A 15,688-nucleotide genomic window follows, 5' to 3' on the forward strand; every position below is an offset into this window, starting at 1 on the left:
ACAAAAGAGGCCTGACCGGTATACGAAAACGGAATAAACCTGACGGAAATGCTAGAGTTGCAGCGCCGCTGCTCACCATGAGCAGGTGTATGGCGTCTGCCGCTCCATTCTTTGTCAACTAAAAAACCCTGACTCTTGTTCGATCAAGAATCAGGGATTACGTCTGCACGGAACATCCCGCGGCATCGCCGCGATGGACCGGTGTGCCTTGTAGCATGGTGCGAGGTCAAGTGGTCAAGCTAATGCTTGCTTGAGCTGCGGCGAACATGCGTTATGAAGGGCACGTGAAACGTAATCCTTTCCTCGAAGGACCGTCATTTCCTCTCGTGAGGCAGGTCTCCTGACTTACAGGCTGGGTAAAATCGTCCCCGCCTTCCCATCCCGTGTTGCTGCGGGACAGTGGCTTCCTGGGAACATACCTGTTTACAGTGGCGGGACCGTGCCGGAGTTGCACCGGCTTCCCTTTTCACCCGGATCAACGCTCGCCTTATACGGCAGACAGCTTCCGGGACCTCACAAGCACTCCTATTCAATTATCCTGGCCATGCTTCTTTTGTCCTGATTATAGGGGAAAAGCCTGCGGGTGACAATGGAATTTTTGTGTCCGGCATTTGCCGGGATACATATCCGGTCGCGTGCCCGGGGGCATGTCCGGACGCGGGCCCGAGAGCATGGCCAAACTCGGGGGAACGGACGATTCGGGAAGCAAGTCCTTGTATGCCGGCGGCCTGAGCCCTTTCGCCGCTTCCCATTGCCGGAGTGCAGAAAAGCTCGGACCGGTCGATGACGACCATTACCTCGTTCGCATCCTCTCTCAAGCTTCATTCACCAGCATGCCGTCCCAACCGCCGGTTTCTTCAGTGAAGCTCAGCCGGATCCGCAGCAAACTCCCGGGCTGAACGTGAACGTCCCAGAAGGACAGCCCCGGGACGAGGCGGACCGCGAGCTGCCGCAGAGCGCCGCCGTGGGCGACGATAAGCATTTCCGGCGGAACCTGAGAATCGGGGCCGGTGTCTTCCGGTCCTTGCGATCGGGAAAGAGCCGCCTTCCTGTCACCGATTCCTTTCGATCCGGGCAGTGCCGCCTCACCAGTCTCGTTCTCTTGCGATCCGGGCAATACCGCCTTACCGGTCTCGATCCTTTGCAATCGGGAAAGTTCCGACCCGCCAATCTTCATCCCTTTCGACCGGGAAAGGACCGCCCCGCCGCCGGTCTGGGCCTCTGCCGGTCTTCTGCATACCCCTTCCACGTCCTTCAACAAGCTGCCGATAAACCCGTCGATCCTCCCTGCAAAATCCGCCCATGACTCCCCGCCCGGCGGGGTCACCTGCTGCGGCGAATCGATCCACTGCCGGTAAAGGAACTCGTGCTGCAGCTGTTCATAGGTATGCCCTTCCCAGGCGCCAAAGTCCATTTCCCGCAGCCGCGGGTCATACATCGCAGTATCTGCGTGCGCCGGACTGATGATCGCCAGTGTCTCCCGGCATCGGGCCAGGTCGCTGCAGTATACGCCGTGGAACGCCTTCCCGGTCAGCTCCCGGGCCAGCGGCGCAAGCTCGACTCTGCTGCCCGGATCCAGCGGGATATCCGTATGCCCGAGGTAACGCTTCTCCCGGTTCCACCGCGTCGTGCCGTGCCGGACCAGCAGCAGATCGACCCGTTTCACTAGGACGTCCATAAGCTGCCCCCTGCCGCCCACAGCACGGCGATGCCCAGCAGAATAAAGATGACCGATACCGAGATGAGCAGCCGGATCGTCATCGTGATGTCGCGTGCCTCCATCGGGCGCAGCGCCTCGCCCATGTAAGCCCGGAACGAGGCGACGCCGTGGTACACGTTTTCGCCGCCGAGCCGGATGCCGAGGGCGCCCGCCACCGCGGATTCGGGAAAGCCGCTGTTCGGGCTCGGATGCCGTCGCGCGTCCCGGCGCACGGTGCGCCAGGTTCTGGCGGCGTCCAGACGCAGCAGCCAGGCGGACAGCACCAGGATGCCCGCGGTGATCCGGGCGGGAATGAAGTTGGCGATGTCATCCAGCCTCGCCGACGCCCAGCCAAGATGCAAATATTTGTCGTTCTTGTAGCCGACCATGGAATCGAGCGTGTTCACCGCCCGGTAGGCCATCGCCAGCGGCGCGCCGCCGATGATGGCGTAGAACAGCGGCGAGACGACGGCGTCGACGATATTTTCCGCCACCGTTTCGACCGTGCCGCGGACGATCTCCGGCTCGTCCAAGTGGGCCGTGTCCCGGCCGACGATCATGCCGAGCGACTTGCGCGCCTCCGGCAGATCGCCGCGCCGCAGATGGCCAAGCACTTCCTTGCCGGCATCCTTCAGCCCTTTGACGGCGATCGTCGTGGCGATCAGCAGCGCCTCCACCGCCCAGGCCAGCCACGGATGCACCTGATGCAGCCCCCAGAGCACAAGCCATGTCAGCAGCAGGGAGCCGCCCGCCACGATGACCGGGAGCAGTATCCCCGCTCTCTTAAGCCCTGACGGACTGGTGACCCTTGCCCGAATGGCGTTCTCCACCTTTTTGATCGCTTTGCCAATGCCGATGACCGGATGGGGAATCCACCTCGGATCCCCGATGATCCAATCGATGATAAAAGCCGCGGCAAGGATCCATATTGCGGTCATTTCCGCTCGCTCCAGGCCGCCAGCAGGCCTTCCTTCACCGTGGCGTACACCGCGCGTCCAATCATCGCACCGAGGTCGGTCGCGGTGCCTGCATAGCGGTGAAGCCCGGCGTAAGCGGCGCTTTGGCTGACGCCGAGAACGACGGCGTCCGTCGTCGTCCCCGTGGCGATCAGCCCATTGTCCGGGTCGCGCACGTCAAGATCGGCCAGCGCCGCGGCCTTGGCCTCCACCGCCGTCATGGCGGCATTCAGCATGGCCGCCTTCGTCAACTGGCCGTCGATGGCCAGCATGATGTTGATCGTTCCCGGCGTATAGGCCGCGAACGTCCGCCGCTCCGAGCCGGCACGGGCCGCATTGGATACGCCGGCCGTCGTACAGCAGAACACCGCGGCCTGCTCGTTCTTCTCCTCATGCACCGCCGCATGCCGCAGCTGGACCGCCGTCAGCAGCCCCGCCGTCGTCTCCAGCGGGTATCCCCACGCCGTGAGCCATTCCTCTGTATCGCGGACCGGGTCGCTGCAGTCGTACGTCCGGTCTACATACATATTCGTCACCCGCTGCAGTCTGCTCATGCCGCCTCCGTGAATAGAGCTTCCGAGGCAGTCCAGCAGCTCCGGCGCCTCAAGCAGCAAATGCCGCTCTTTCCGCGTCAGCACGAGCCCCGGCCATACGGTGGAACGGTACGTATCCTGCAATCCGTCCATAAATGGTGTCGTCATCGCTTCTTATCCCCCATATCGATCTTGTGTTTATGCGGACTCCAAAATCCGGTCCGCAAAGTGTGCACATCCCGCGCCAACGCCTACCGGCATAGCAGCCGTACCAGCCCTGCGTCTTGGGCCTGCACAGCCTGTCCTTTCGTGCAGATCAGCGCAGATCATTCCGCCCGGCTGGCGAGCACGTCGCCCAGCACCGCCAGCAGCCGCGCGTTGGCATCCGCTCCCTTCACCGCAAACCGGACATGTCCCGGCCCCAGACCCGGGTACATGGCGCAGCTGCGGATCAGGACGCCGCGAAGCCCGAGCTCGCGCTGCAGCTCCCCGGCACTCCACGGTGCCGGCAGCTCCGCGAGCAGGAAATTGGCTTCGCCGCCGCTCACGCGGCAGCCCATATCCCGCAGACCCGCCGTCAGCCGGGCGCGCTCTGCGGCGATCAGCTCCAGCGTCTCGCGCTCATGCGCCTCGCCGCCCTCGAGGCAGAATTCCCCGGCGAGCAGGGCCAAGCCGTTGACGCTCCACGTCACCTGCTTGCCCGTCATCGCCCGGATCACGTCCGGATGCGCGGCCGCATAGCCCAGCCGCAGCCCCGGAATGGCATAAAACTTCGTCATCGAGCGGACCAGGATCGTCCGCGGAAACCACTCCAGCTCCGGTAGCAGCGTCATCCGCTTCCCTTCCGGGATGAAGTCGATGAATGCCTCATCGACAACGAAATAGGTCCGCGTCCGCTCCGCCTCGGCCGCCAATTCCCGAATCTCTTCGAGCGGATATTGCACACCGTTCGGATTGTTCGGCTGCCCCAGAAAGAGCAGGTCCACCTTTTTCATCAGTCCGGCAATGTCAGAAACCTCAGCTCTCCAGTCGCGCTCCCGGCTGCCGAAGACGGCATGCACCTCGGCGCCGAACTGCTCCGACAGCTGCCGGTACTCCGAAAAGCAGGGCTGCACGATCCCGACCCTCGACGGCGCCAGCCCGAGCAGCAGGAGCGCCATCGATTCCGCCGCCCCGTTGCCGATGCTTAAATGTTCCGGCGCCACGCCCAGTTTGCGGGACAGCAGCGATTTCAAACGGCGGTGTCCCGGATCCGGATAACGAAGGATAGAAGGCAGCGCCTGTCCCAGCTTCGCCATGACGCCTTCCGGCGGACCCAGCGGATTGATGTTGGCGCTGAAATCCAGAAAGGACGCCGGATCGCCGCCGTACAGTTCCGACGCGCTCTCCAGATCCCCGCCATGTCCATAACGTTCCAGCATATGTATTTTCCCCCCAGCAGTTCACTGTCTTAAATCGCTTGCGAATGACCCCATTATGGCGCCAAATTTCGCTGCACGTCAATTCGGTTTTCGCTTTTGTTTCTTGTCCGCAATTGGTTTACAATAGACAAGGAACCGAATTAATTAAGGCCTTTTAACGGAGGAATCAAATATGCTGTTTATCGATAACCAGGGAATTACCGACCCTGCCGTCAATCTGGCGATTGAAGAATTCGCCCTCAAACATCTGCCCATGGACGACAGCTACCTGCTGTTTTACATTAACCGTCCTTCGATCATCATCGGTAAACATCAGAACACGATCGAGGAGATCAACCAGGAATACGTGAAAGACAACAATATCAAGGTCGTTCGCCGGCTCTCCGGCGGCGGTGCGGTGTACCACGACCTCGGCAACCTCAACTTCAGCTTCATTACCAAAGACGACGGGGAATCGTTCCACAATTTCCTGAAGTTTACCCAGCCGGTCATCGACGCGCTGCACCATATGGGTGTCAACGCGGAGCTGAGCGGACGCAATGACCTGCAGGTCGGCGAGCAAAAGATTTCAGGTAACGCCCAATTCTCAACCCGGGGCCGGATGTTCAGCCATGGCACGCTCATGTTTAACCTGAATCTGGACGATGTTCAGGCTTCCCTGAACGCCAATCCGGAGAAATTCAAGTCGAAGAGCACCAAGTCCGTACGCAGCCGCGTTGCTAACATCAGTGAGCTGATGAATCAGAAGATGACGATCGAGGAATTCCGCTCCGAGCTGCTCCGCTACATTTTCGGCATGGAACCAAACGAAGTGCCGCAGTACAAGCTGACGGAAGCCGATTGGGAGATCATCAACCAAATTTCCAAGGACCGGTACCAGAACTGGGAATGGAATTACGGGCAGTCTCCGCAGTCCAACGTCAAGCATACGAAGCGGTTCCCGGTCGGCATCATCGACATCCGGATGGATATCAAGGACGCGCGGATTCAGGATATTAAAATATACGGCGACTTTTTCGGTGTCGGCGATGTGGCGGATATTGAGGACCGTCTGCGCGGCAAGCGTTACGAAGAGTCCGAAGTCCGGGAAGCCCTCGCGGACATCGACGTGAAGCACTATTTTGGCAACATCGTGATGGACGACCTGATCGGTCTGATCTTTTTGGAAGAATAGTCAGCTCCGGAAATCGTCCTTATTGTAGTAGTGACATACAGCAAAGAGAGGCCCCATGAATTCCATGGACCTCTCTTTTTTATCGCTCCAACCCTCTCATCCTATGGTATAATCGGCTGCAAAAGCTTGCAGAAGGTTGCCGTTTCGCTCACCGCTCAGGCTGCTATTGAACGGAGGTAAGAGTTTTCCATGGAAATCAGGCCGAACCTTGAAACCGACTATGAACGCGTGATCCCGGTCGTCAACGACTGGTGGGGCGGGCGCCAAATGACGCATCTGCTGCCGAAGCTGTTTTTCGAGCATTTTCAAAATACCAGTTTTGTGATGGAGGAAAAGGAGAGTGGAAAGCTTGTCGCCTTCCTGATCGGTTTCCAGTCCCAGACGCATCCGAACGAGGCGTATATCCATTTTGTCGGCGTCCATCCGGATTATCGCAAGCAGGGTACGGCCCGGACGCTGTATGAGCTGTTTTTCGAAAAAGTTCTTCAGCTCGGCTGCGATACGGTGCGCTGCATTACCTCGGCTGTGAACGAAACGTCCATGAAATTTCACGCCCGCATGGGCTTTAAGCTGACGGTGGCCAAAGACTATGCAGGTCCCGGGCAAGATTACATCTTATTCGAAAAGAAGCTGAATATGGACAGTGAAAAATAAGCATACAAAAAAGCTGCCGCTAACCGGCAGCTTTTCTAATAGTTATCATTTTCTCATTTATATTTACGCCAGTCCATGCTGCTGTTCTCCAGCAGATGTTCAAAATCGTTATCCAGGCGCTTCTGTTCCGCTTTGCGCGCTTCGGCCGCTTGTCTCTCCTGCTCTTCCTTCTGCTTCTGCTGCTCCGCCTTCAGCTCGTTGGACTGCTGCTTCAGCTTATCCAGCACATCGCTGCTCAGGAGATCCTTCAGCGTCGCCGGTTTATCCGAGACTTGCGGCTTGCTCGGGGCTTGGTTTCGGTTCTTCTTAGCCATCGTATCATCTCCGTTTCCACCCACATTATAGCAGGTTTCCCAGGCTCCGTCATGCCCTGAACCCGCCCTTCGTGCCTTTTTGATCCTTGTTCTCCCTCGGGTTTTACGTTACAATTTGGTCGCTTGCCTGTTTTGCACAGGCCGATCGTACGAACCGTGAAAGGAATGACTTCATTTGAACCGCTCCCGTATTGCCGACCTCAGCCTGCTCATCGTGGCGATGATGTGGGGATGTACCTTTTTGATCGTTCAGCATGCGGTCCGGGTCCTGCCTCCCCTTGCCTTCAACGGCATCCGCTTCTTGGGTGCGGCGGTGCTGCTGGCTCTGATCATTACGTTTTTCTACCGCAGCCAGTGGCGGGATATTTCCGGCAAAATGCTGCTCCACTCGTGCCTGCTGGGCCTTTTTTTGTTTCTGGGCTATGCCTTTCAGACGGTGGGACTGCTGTACACGACCACTTCGAACGCCGGTTTTATTACCGGCTTGTCCGTCGTGTTTGTTCCGTTTTTGGCACTCCTGCTGCTGAAAAGTCCCATTTCCCGCTATACGTGGATCAGCGCGCTGCTGGCCGCCGCCGGCTTGTACCTGCTGGCTTTCGCCGGCACCGCCCTTACGCTGAACAAAGGCGACTTTCTCATCTTCCTGTGCGCGGTGGCGTTCGCTCTGCATGTGGCGTATACGGGTGTGTTTGCGCCGCGCTATTCCGCGCTGCCCCTGGCTGCAATGCAGATGGCGGTTGTCGGGCTGCTCAGCCTCCTCTCCTCGTTGTTATTTGAGGATGTGGGCCCCCTGACGCAGGTGGCGGATCGTCTGCTGAAGCCGGAAGTGATCTGGGCGCTCCTGGTGTCGATCGGTCCGACCAGCGCGTTCGCCTTTTGGATCCAGACCGTGTGCCAGAAATATACGAACCCGTCGCGGGTGGCCGTCATTTTTGCCATGGAACCGGTCTTTGCGGCATTAACGGGCGTCACCTTCGGCGGAGAGGTGCTGGGCGCTGCGGCGGGACTGGGATGTATTTGTATTTTTGCCGGAATGATCCTCGCGGAATTGAAATCTGCCCCGCGTGAGGTACAATAAGAAAAGTATGATCGATGTAATCCACAGAAGACAGACCGCTTTTAGTGGAATCTTTTCTTGCGAGATCAAGATGCTTTTCCCAATAAAGGTTGGACTTTCTGATCTCTAAAGAAAAGCATGATCGATGCAATCCACAGAAGACAGACCACTTTTAGTGGAATCTTTTCTTGCGAGATCAAGGCGCTTTCCCCATAGAGGTTGGACTTTCTGATCTCTAAAGAAAAGTATGATCGATGTAATCCACAGAAGACAGACCGCTTTTAGTGGAATCTTTTCTTGCGAGATCAAGGCGCTTTCCCCATAGAGGTTGGACTTTCTGATCTCTAAAGAAAAGTATGATCGATGTAATCCACAGAAGACAGACCGCTTTTAGTGGAATCTTTTCTTGCGAGATCAAGGCGCTTTCCCCATAGAGGTTGGACTTTCTGATCTCTAAAGAAAAGTATGATCGATGTAATCCACAGAAGCCAGACCGCTTTTAGTGGAAACTTTTCTTGCGATAATAGAATGCTTCAGCTTCGCTGAAAACGATAGATTCTATTATCTAGATAAGAGCCATACTGTGCAGGAATGTTTAGAGAAATACCCATCCTGCGGTAGAGAGAACATGGACGAGCATTTCAGCGCCCTTATAGGCGGAGAGGTTCGCCATGATTAAAGGAGAGAGAATCATGTACAAATTGATCGCGATCGACATCGACGATACTCTGATTAACGACGATAAAGAGGTGACCCCGGGCACCCAGCAGGCACTGGAGCAGGCGGTCGCCAAAGACGTAGTCGTCACGCTGGCCACGGGCCGGGCCTATGCCTCTGCCCAAGCCATTGCGCGCCAAACCGGGCTGAACGTGCCGATCATTACGTACCAAGGGGCGCTGGTCAAAAACCTGATGGACGAAAAAGTGCTTTACGAGCGCTACGTGCCAAAGGATGCGGGCTACAAGCTGTTCCAATACTGCATCGAGCATAACCTTCACCTGCAGGTTTATATCGACGACAAGCTTTACGCCCGTGAAGAAAACCAGAAGCTGAAGGATTACAGCGAGCTGAACCGCACGCCTTACTATATCGAGCCGGATTTTGAAAAGCTGATCGCCCAGAAAACGCCGAAAATGCTCATCATCGACGATCCGGCCTACCTGGATCAGCTGATCCCGATTCTGCGCGACCTGCTGGGAGACGAAGTGCACATCACCAAATCGAAGCCGCACTTCCTCGAAATCATGCACCGCGAAGGCACCAAAGGCCATGCCCTCACCTTCCTCGCCAGCCACTTTGGCTGCGACATGTCCGAGACGATCGCCATCGGCGATTCCTGGAACGATCATGAGATGCTGGAAGCGGCAGGCCTGGGCATTGCGATGGGCAACGCCATCCCGGCGCTGAAAGACATTGCGAACTACGTAACGCTAAGCAACAACGATGAAGGCGTGAAGGCCGCGATCGAGAAGTTCGTGCTGAACGTTTAATTCGCCAGGAGAGATCCACCTTAAAGTTCAACCCAAAAAGACAGCCGCGAATCAGGATCATCGATCCCTGTTCGCTAGCTGTCTTTTTGTTTGCCGACTAATATTTCCCGGCTGCTGGTTTACCGTTTACTGAACCGCTTTGGCCCGGTCCTTGCCTTTATCCGACTCGCCAGCGTTTTTGTTGGCGGCTTCCCGGTCCTGCTGCATTTCCTCCACGGTCTTCACCTTGAGGCGTGCCGCGCCGCGGTATCCTTCCCGGGTCGGAATCAGGTTACCGGAAGCCAGCCGTACCGACGCCTCGGCGATGGCATCCTCGTATTGCGGCAGCCACTGTTCCTGTGCCACGAGCATTTCGTCGACCATCTGCCAAATTTCGTTCGGATTGCACACCGCGCCGACCAGCGGGTCCATCATGAACGCCTGGCGGAGCAGCTTGTCGTCGCCGTGTACGGCCGCTTCCACCGCCAGCCGCTGCACGGAAATGCTCGCATTGCAGACCGCCGCCGGTCCGAGCGGCAGATCCCCGACCACCGGCATGGAGATACCGTTGCGGTCGACGTATCCCGGAGCCTCGATGATCGCGTCATCCGGCAGATTGGTGATCACTCCGTTGTTGACCACGTTGAAATGCCCCCGGTACACCCGTCCCGTCTCCAAGCCTTCGATGATGTAGGATCCGTGCTCATGGCTGCGCTGGTCCTGCTTGTATTCGAAGGGCTTCTCCTTCATCCAGTTGGGAAAATCGGTCTCAAACCAGTTGCGCCCTTCCGTGCAGACTCGAAGGTATCCTCCGGTCTCCCCGTTGATCCAGCTGCCGCGGTCGATCCAGTCGTTGATTTCGTCCGCCCGCTTGCGGTACCACGGAACATACTCGCTGAGATGCCCGTTCGATTCCGTGCTGTAATAGCCGAAGCGGCGCAGCATGTCGATCCGTACCTTTTCCGTCCGGCTGAAATCCGGATGCTTCTCGAACGCTTCCAGCAGCTTGCCGGTCAGGTCCTCCCCATTATGGCGAATCTGGATATACCACGTCTGATGGTTGATGCCCGCGCAGATGATATCCACTTCCTCCTGCTTCAGGCCAAAAGCTTCCGCAATTTGCCAGTGACCGCCCTGCACCCCATGGCACAGTCCGACCGTGCGGACCCCGCCGTACTTGTTGCAGGCCCACGTGAGCATCGCCATCGGATTGGCGTAGTTCAGCAGCAGCACGTCCTTGGACGCCATTTCGCGGATGTCCTTGCAGATGTTCAGCATCTCGGCGATGCCGCGCTGTCCGTACATGATGCCACCTGCGCACAGCGTGTCGCCCACGCATTGATCGACGCCGTATTTCAGCGGAATGTCCACATCCGTCGCGAACGCCTCCAAGCCGCCAACGCGGATCGTACAGATGACGTATTTGGCATCCTTCAGCGCCTCGCGGCGGTTCGTTGTCGCGTGAATGTTAATGTCCAGCCCGTTCTCCCGAATGTCCCGCTGGCACAGCTCGGTTACCATGTCCAGGTTGTGCGGATTGATGTCCGTAAAAGCAACTTCCACGTTATGAAATTCCGGAACGGACAACAGGTCGCGCAGCAGTCCACGGGTAAAGCCAATGCTTCCCGCCCCGATAAAAGTAATTTTAAATGACACGGCAAAAACCGCCTCCCTCAAGAATAGTCGCCAGGTTCAACCTGATACAGGTATTGTAGCAACCCTTACTGGGAAAACGTTATCAAATTCATGACCTCTTTGCCGGAAAAGTGTCAACAATTCTCACTTTTTAGATTCGGATTAATGCACGTCACGGGAATCCACGTACCCTGCGATCCGGGAAGCCTTCCGGTATTCGACCGGTGTCTGGCCGGTATGCTTTTTGAACATCAGATGCAAATACTGACGGCTGCCGATCCCTACATAATCCGCGATATCCGCCACAGGAATTTCCGTCTGCCGCAGGAGCATCGCCGTTTTATCCATCCGGTAGGCGTTCAGGTATTCCATGATCGACATGCCTGTCTTCTGCTTGAATACCCGCTGCAAATACCCGGGGTGAAGCCGGACATGCTCGGCGGCGTCTTTAACCTGGATGCTGCGATCGTAGTTCTGATACAGGTACTCGATGCACTGCCGCACGTACATGCTCTGCGTATCGGGACCGGCCTCCACGTATTCCTGATGCAGCCGGGCAATCCGGATCAGCAGCTCGGCGAGCATCAGCTGCGGCATCAGCTCCTGTCCGGATTCGGCGGCGTCCAGCTCCAGAACAAGATTTTTCAGCAGCTGATGCACGTCATGAAACTCCCTAAGCACGACATAGGGAGCCGGGTTCTGGAACAGCGCCGCCAGTGCCTCCTCTCCCTCGGCAAGCTGTTTCGTCGACGGCAGCACCCCATCCCGCTCAACAAAGCGGAATTCGATGTTGAGCATCCGGCAGCGCCCCGTCACCAGCAGACGATGGGGAACGGTTCCGTCCAGCAGGATAAAGCCGCCCTTGGTCAAATGCACGACCGCTTCGTTTTCGCCAAACGGCTTCACCCCGACTGAGCAGTTCCCGTCTATGACATACATGATTTCGGAGGAGTCATGGGTATGCAGCGCCATGTCAAACCCGTTCCACTCTTTAAAATAGTAGGCGCTCACCTCCGGACGGCAGTCCGCCAGCATCAGCTGTTCGGGAAATAATCCGCCGGGTTCCCATCCGTCCAATTCGCTGTCATTCCATCCGCTGACGTTTGCCATGGATACGAACCTCCTTTTTCCCTTAACGGTCAGCCCAGCTCAACCTTCATTCCGGCCACGGCTAGCGTCACCTGCGGAGGGAGCGGATAAGACCGGTTCAGGTCGATATCATGCGACATATGGGTGTAGACCGTTCTCAGCGGCTTCACCTCCTGCAGCAGCTCTGCCGCTTCCTTCATATCGTACACGGACCGGGTGGGATAAGGCGCCGTCTCATGAAAAAAGCTCGTCCCGAGCACCAGCAGATCCAGGCCGTGCAGTGGCCGTTTCTCCTCCTCGTTCAGACCGATCGAGTCCGAGCAGTACACCCAGCGGAAGCCCGGCTTCTCCAGCCGGTATGCATAGGCATAACCGTTCGCCCCATGCGTCACCTTCCACGTGGTAATGTTCCAGCCGCCAAGCTCGATTCCAGCATCAGCGGGAATCATTTGAAGCTGCCGATGGATCCACGGAAACTGCCGCTGAATTTGGTCCAGCACCTCCTGCGGGGCATACAGCTCCCCTTTGGCCTGCCGCCAGCGGCATTCATCCGCCCACTCCGGCAGCCCGCCGATATGGTCAAAATGCGCGTGCGTCACCAGCATCCGCGCCGTCGCCCGCTGCCCGATCGCTTCCATCTGGCTGCGCCAATCCGGGCCGCAATCGATAAGAAAGCTGTCGGTCTCCCCCTGCCCCTGGACGAGCACGGAAGAACGCAAGCGCCGGTTCATCCCCGTCGTCCGGGCCTCCTCGCACACCTCGCAGCTGCAGTACACGCGCGGGACGCCCATCGCGTCCCCGGTTCCCAAAAAGATCAATGCGTCCATTGCGTCGGTCATCTCCTTATTTTTCCTATGTATGTAGGGTGGTGGTTATATTCCTGGTTCGTTACAGCTATCTTACCATATTCGCCTTTCCGAGAGTTCTCGGTCCAGAGACCGACTACAAAATCATACCAGCGGCGATTTATGCCGGCCGCTTATTCGAGTACACTGAGATCAAAGCTGCGAACGACGGACGCATCAGGCACCGCTGTTAAAACTGCCCCTGACCGGCGCAAGCCGGACACAGATGATCGGATGAACCGCATGATGCGGGTGCCCGGTGCCTGGGAGAAGTCCATCAACCACTCAAGTTCGCCATATTTGTACCGTAAAATTTAGAAGAAACGAGGTCACCCGCATGGAACTTTTCCGCAATGCCACATTCGTTAAAATGTTTTTGGCCAACTTCGCGTCCCAGCTTGGGTCAATGGTTGGCAGCATGGCTTTCGCCTTTTATCTCGTCGACCGCTTCAGCAGCCAGCCCGCTTACGCCACGTTAGCCGAGCTGATGTATTCTCTGCCGACGCTGGTCGTGTTCCTGTTCGTCGGCGTGCTTGCCGACCGACTCGACCGCAAACGCATCGCCGTCAACAGCGACTGGATCCGCGCGGTCCTCTCCCTGGTCCTGCTGCTCGCGATTTATGAAAACTGGATCGTCGGGGCGTTTGCCCTTCTATTTCTGCGCAGCGCCATCTCGAAGTTTTTTGCACCCGCCGAAATGAGCCTGCTCCAGGGGGTCATGAAACCCGAACAGTACGTGCAGGCGTCCAGCCTGAACATGTCCATCTCGGGCGTATTCATGCTCTTCGGCATGAGCCTCGGATCGGCAGCTTACTATTACCTCGGCATTGAAGGCGCCATTCTGATCGACATGGCCAGCTTCGTCATCTCCGCCCTGCTTCTCATGTCATGCCGTTTCCCGCAGCATGTCTCCCAGCCCAACGGCAAAGTACGCTTGAAAGACCTGAATCTGAAAAGCATCGCCGCCGACTTCGGCATGGGCTTTCAATACATCGTCCGTTCGCGCCTGCTGCTGGCGATTATTCTCGGCTTTTTCTTCTTCGGCATCGTCAACGGCGTGTTTTCGATTCTGCCCCTCTTTACGATGAAATACAAGCTTAGTCCGGAGCACTACGAGGTGTACACACCTTTGGTCATGGTATTCCTCGGAATCGGCTACCTGGTCGGCAGCGCAATCAGCACCCTGCTTATCAAAAAGATCGGTAAAGTCGGCGTGCTGATCACCGGATTGTTCCTCATCGGCATCATTACGCTGGTCGCCGGCGGTTTCCACCACATTCAGCTGTACTTGGGCACGATGGTGCTGCTCGGTGTGATCCTCGCTCCGATCAACGTTGTGCTGGGCGGATGGCTGCCGGAGCTCGTCGAGCCCCAAAGCATGGGCCGCGTCAGTGCCTGGATCGAGCCGCTCAACACGACCGGCCAGGCGATCGCGCTCGGATTTCTGGCCGTCGCCTTCCCCGGCCTGGTATCCGTCACCGCACTGTACTGGATCCTGGCGGCCAGCATCTTTATCGTCAGCGTCTATTACCTCGCCGTCCTGCCTTCGCTCAGCCGCAGGCACCAGCAAGAGGAGATGAACGTCGAAATGCCCGGCTGATGGCCGGGCTTTTTTTGCAGGGTAGGGAGTGCACTTTCGTCCACCTGCTGGCCAATCTTGCCGCCAAGCACAAAAAAGCAGGCCCCCGCCAAGCGGTCGCCTGCTTAAACCCTGCTCCGATTTCTGCCACTCAAATCCCCGCCAGCACCTGGTACCACACGCCCCGTTTAGAGTAGAGCGTGCTGCGCACCTCATCCCATCCGCCGAGGTAGTTGATATCGAACAGCCCTTTCGGCACCGGGTACTTGGAAGCGTTGGCCTTCAGCACCTCGCCGTCGACGGGCCGGAAGCCGTGTGCGGCGAAGATTTCCTGTGCTTCCTTGCTCCACAGATACTTCACGAACGCTTCGGCCACCTTGGTGGTGCCGTGCTTCTTGGCAAAAGCGTCCACGACGGCGGCCGGATTCTCGATCAGAATCGTGTTCTCCGGGATGACGACGTCGTATTTGACGCCCTGCTGGATGCGCGCCAGGAGCTCATTCTCGTACGTGACGATGACGTCGCCCACGCCGTACTCGAACGCCGCCATAGACGCCCGGCCGCTCTTGTCGAGCGACTCCACGTTCTTGTGGACCTTCTTCAGGAAGGCTTTGGCTGCGGCCGGATCCTTGTGACCCTGCTGCTCCGAAGCTTTCAGACCTGCGCCGTAAATCGCATTGATGTCCCACTGCGCCCCGCCCGAAGTCTTCGGGTTGGGGTACAGCACTTTGACCCCCGGCTTGGTCAGGTCCTGAAAATCCTTGATCCCCAGCGGGTTCCCTTCCCGCGTGCCCAGCACGACGATGGACCGGGTGACCATGCCTTGATCCGGATGTTTCGTCTTCCAGTCCTTATCGATGAGCCCCGCGCTGACGAGCTTATCGACGTCTCCCTCCATCGCGAGCAGCGTGACGTCGGCCTCAAAGCCGCCGGCAATCGCCCGCGCCTGGGTTCCCGACGCCTCATAGGACTCCTGGAATTTGACCGTCTGCCCGGTCTTCTCCTTCCACTCCTGCTGAAACTTCGGCAGGATGTCGGCCATCGCATCCTTCGCCACGCTGTACGCGCCGATCACCAGGGTGACGTCGCCGCCCGCTGCTGATACGGTGCCATTCACCGGAGCATCTTTGCTGCAGCCGGTAAAGACGAGAATGCAGGCCAGCAGCAGAGCGCCGAGAAGACCCGGGCGGAGTGCCGGCTTTCTATCGTGATTTTGCATCGTCTGCTTTCGCATCGTCTGCCACTCCTTTAGGCTGAAACTTG

The 15,688-nt window shown here is 57.7% G+C and carries 14 protein-coding genes and 1 riboswitch; of the genes, 5 read left to right on the forward strand and 9 right to left on the reverse strand.

What is annotated here, in order from left to right; translation table 11 throughout:
* Positions 1-312: 312 nt before the first annotated feature.
* Positions 313-531, reverse strand: a riboswitch (cobalamin riboswitch).
* Positions 532-814: 283 nt separating this feature from the next.
* The 4 genes from K2F33_RS01550 to cobD all read right to left on the reverse strand — a co-directional run bounded on the left by K2F33_RS01550 (position 815) and on the right by cobD (position 4,609).
* Positions 815-1,678: a histidine phosphatase family protein gene (locus K2F33_RS01550; protein WP_263880842.1), complete on the reverse strand. Its 864-nt coding sequence runs from the start codon at positions 1,676-1,678 to the stop codon at positions 815-817.
* A complete protein-coding gene (gene cbiB, locus K2F33_RS01555; protein WP_263880843.1) occupies positions 1,666-2,637 on the reverse strand; it encodes an adenosylcobinamide-phosphate synthase CbiB in 972 nt (323 codons plus the stop codon). The genes K2F33_RS01550 and cbiB overlap by 13 nt, the downstream gene beginning before the upstream one ends.
* On the reverse strand, positions 2,634-3,356 hold the full coding sequence (locus K2F33_RS01560; protein ID WP_263880844.1) for an adenosylcobinamide amidohydrolase: 723 nt from the start codon (positions 3,354-3,356) through the stop codon (positions 2,634-2,636). Before K2F33_RS01560 ends, cbiB begins: the two co-directional genes overlap by 4 nt.
* Positions 3,357-3,514: 158 nt before the next feature.
* Positions 3,515-4,609 (reverse strand): threonine-phosphate decarboxylase CobD, encoded by a 1,095-nt coding sequence (gene cobD / locus K2F33_RS01565; RefSeq protein WP_263880845.1) that lies wholly within the window; start codon positions 4,607-4,609, stop codon positions 3,515-3,517.
* Positions 4,610-4,781: 172 nt separating this feature from the next.
* Here cobD and K2F33_RS01570 point away from each other — a divergent pair, with 172 nt between their 5' ends.
* Positions 4,782-5,783, forward strand: a complete 1,002-nt coding sequence (locus tag K2F33_RS01570; RefSeq protein ID WP_076173425.1) for a lipoate--protein ligase — start codon at positions 4,782-4,784, stop codon at positions 5,781-5,783.
* 189 nt (positions 5,784-5,972) lie between these two features.
* A complete protein-coding gene (locus tag K2F33_RS01575) occupies positions 5,973-6,437 on the forward strand; it encodes a GNAT family N-acetyltransferase (protein ID WP_263880846.1) in 465 nt (154 codons plus the stop codon).
* A gap of 53 nt (positions 6,438-6,490) precedes the next feature.
* Here K2F33_RS01575 and K2F33_RS01580 read toward each other — a convergent pair whose 3' ends face one another.
* The gene (locus K2F33_RS01580) at positions 6,491-6,751 is read right to left on the reverse strand and encodes a YqkE family protein (protein WP_263880847.1); all 261 of its coding nucleotides are present in this window, start codon (positions 6,749-6,751) and stop codon (positions 6,491-6,493) included.
* Positions 6,752-6,926: 175 nt separating this feature from the next.
* On the opposite strand from K2F33_RS01580, the gene K2F33_RS01585 reads away from it, so the two are divergent.
* A complete protein-coding gene (locus K2F33_RS01585; protein ID WP_076173428.1) occupies positions 6,927-7,829 on the forward strand; it encodes a DMT family transporter in 903 nt (300 codons plus the stop codon).
* Between the two features lie 671 nt (positions 7,830-8,500).
* The gene (locus K2F33_RS01590; protein WP_076173429.1) at positions 8,501-9,298 is read left to right on the forward strand and encodes a Cof-type HAD-IIB family hydrolase; all 798 of its coding nucleotides are present in this window, start codon (positions 8,501-8,503) and stop codon (positions 9,296-9,298) included.
* Between the two features lie 126 nt (positions 9,299-9,424).
* On the opposite strand, the gene K2F33_RS01595 is transcribed toward K2F33_RS01590, so the two are convergent.
* The 3 genes from K2F33_RS01595 to K2F33_RS01605 all read right to left on the reverse strand — a co-directional run bounded on the left by K2F33_RS01595 (position 9,425) and on the right by K2F33_RS01605 (position 12,828).
* Positions 9,425-10,933: an alpha-glucosidase/alpha-galactosidase gene (locus K2F33_RS01595; protein WP_263880848.1), complete on the reverse strand. Its 1,509-nt coding sequence runs from the start codon at positions 10,931-10,933 to the stop codon at positions 9,425-9,427.
* Between the two features lie 141 nt (positions 10,934-11,074).
* Entirely contained in the window at positions 11,075-12,022 is a 948-nt protein-coding gene (locus K2F33_RS01600) for an AraC family transcriptional regulator (protein ID WP_318671878.1), read from the reverse strand.
* 29 nt (positions 12,023-12,051) lie between these two features.
* Entirely contained in the window at positions 12,052-12,828 is a 777-nt protein-coding gene (locus tag K2F33_RS01605) for an MBL fold metallo-hydrolase (protein ID WP_145946722.1), read from the reverse strand.
* A 355-nt stretch (positions 12,829-13,183) separates the two neighbouring features.
* On the opposite strand from K2F33_RS01605, the gene K2F33_RS01610 reads away from it, so the two are divergent.
* Positions 13,184-14,446 (forward strand): MFS transporter, encoded by a 1,263-nt coding sequence (locus K2F33_RS01610; RefSeq protein ID WP_263880849.1) that lies wholly within the window; start codon positions 13,184-13,186, stop codon positions 14,444-14,446.
* A gap of 130 nt (positions 14,447-14,576) precedes the next feature.
* On the opposite strand, the gene K2F33_RS01615 is transcribed toward K2F33_RS01610, so the two are convergent.
* A complete protein-coding gene (locus K2F33_RS01615; protein ID WP_412973991.1) occupies positions 14,577-15,644 on the reverse strand; it encodes a sulfate ABC transporter substrate-binding protein in 1,068 nt (355 codons plus the stop codon).
* Between the last annotated feature and the right edge of the window lie 44 nt (positions 15,645-15,688).

This window comes from Paenibacillus sp. PSB04 (assembly GCF_025809195.1).
In the GTDB taxonomy this organism is placed as follows: domain Bacteria; phylum Bacillota; class Bacilli; order Paenibacillales; family Paenibacillaceae; genus Paenibacillus_AQ; species Paenibacillus_AQ favisporus.

Excerpts from the sequence above, each read along its gene's own strand:
- cobD (WP_263880845.1), bottom strand. The coding sequence starts at position 4,609 with ATGCTGGAACGTTATGGACATGGCGGGGATCTGGAGAGCGCGTCGGAA.
- cbiB (WP_263880843.1), bottom strand. The coding sequence starts at position 2,637 with ATGACCGCAATATGGATCCTTGCCGCGGCTTTTATCATCGATTGGATC.
- K2F33_RS01605 (WP_145946722.1), bottom strand. The coding sequence starts at position 12,828 with ATGGACGCATTGATCTTTTTGGGAACCGGGGACGCGATGGGCGTCCCG.
- K2F33_RS01590 (WP_076173429.1), top strand. The coding sequence starts at position 8,501 with ATGTACAAATTGATCGCGATCGACATCGACGATACTCTGATTAACGAC.
- K2F33_RS01570 (WP_076173425.1), top strand. The coding sequence starts at position 4,782 with ATGCTGTTTATCGATAACCAGGGAATTACCGACCCTGCCGTCAATCTG.
- K2F33_RS01575 (WP_263880846.1), top strand. The coding sequence starts at position 5,973 with ATGGAAATCAGGCCGAACCTTGAAACCGACTATGAACGCGTGATCCCG.
- K2F33_RS01550 (WP_263880842.1), bottom strand. The coding sequence starts at position 1,678 with ATGGACGTCCTAGTGAAACGGGTCGATCTGCTGCTGGTCCGGCACGGC.
- K2F33_RS01580 (WP_263880847.1), bottom strand. The coding sequence starts at position 6,751 with ATGGCTAAGAAGAACCGAAACCAAGCCCCGAGCAAGCCGCAAGTCTCG.
- K2F33_RS01610 (WP_263880849.1), top strand. The coding sequence starts at position 13,184 with ATGGAACTTTTCCGCAATGCCACATTCGTTAAAATGTTTTTGGCCAAC.
- K2F33_RS01600 (WP_318671878.1), bottom strand. The coding sequence starts at position 12,022 with ATGGCAAACGTCAGCGGATGGAATGACAGCGAATTGGACGGATGGGAA.
- K2F33_RS01560 (WP_263880844.1), bottom strand. The coding sequence starts at position 3,356 with ATGACGACACCATTTATGGACGGATTGCAGGATACGTACCGTTCCACC.
- K2F33_RS01615 (WP_412973991.1), bottom strand. The coding sequence starts at position 15,644 with ATGCAAAATCACGATAGAAAGCCGGCACTCCGCCCGGGTCTTCTCGGC.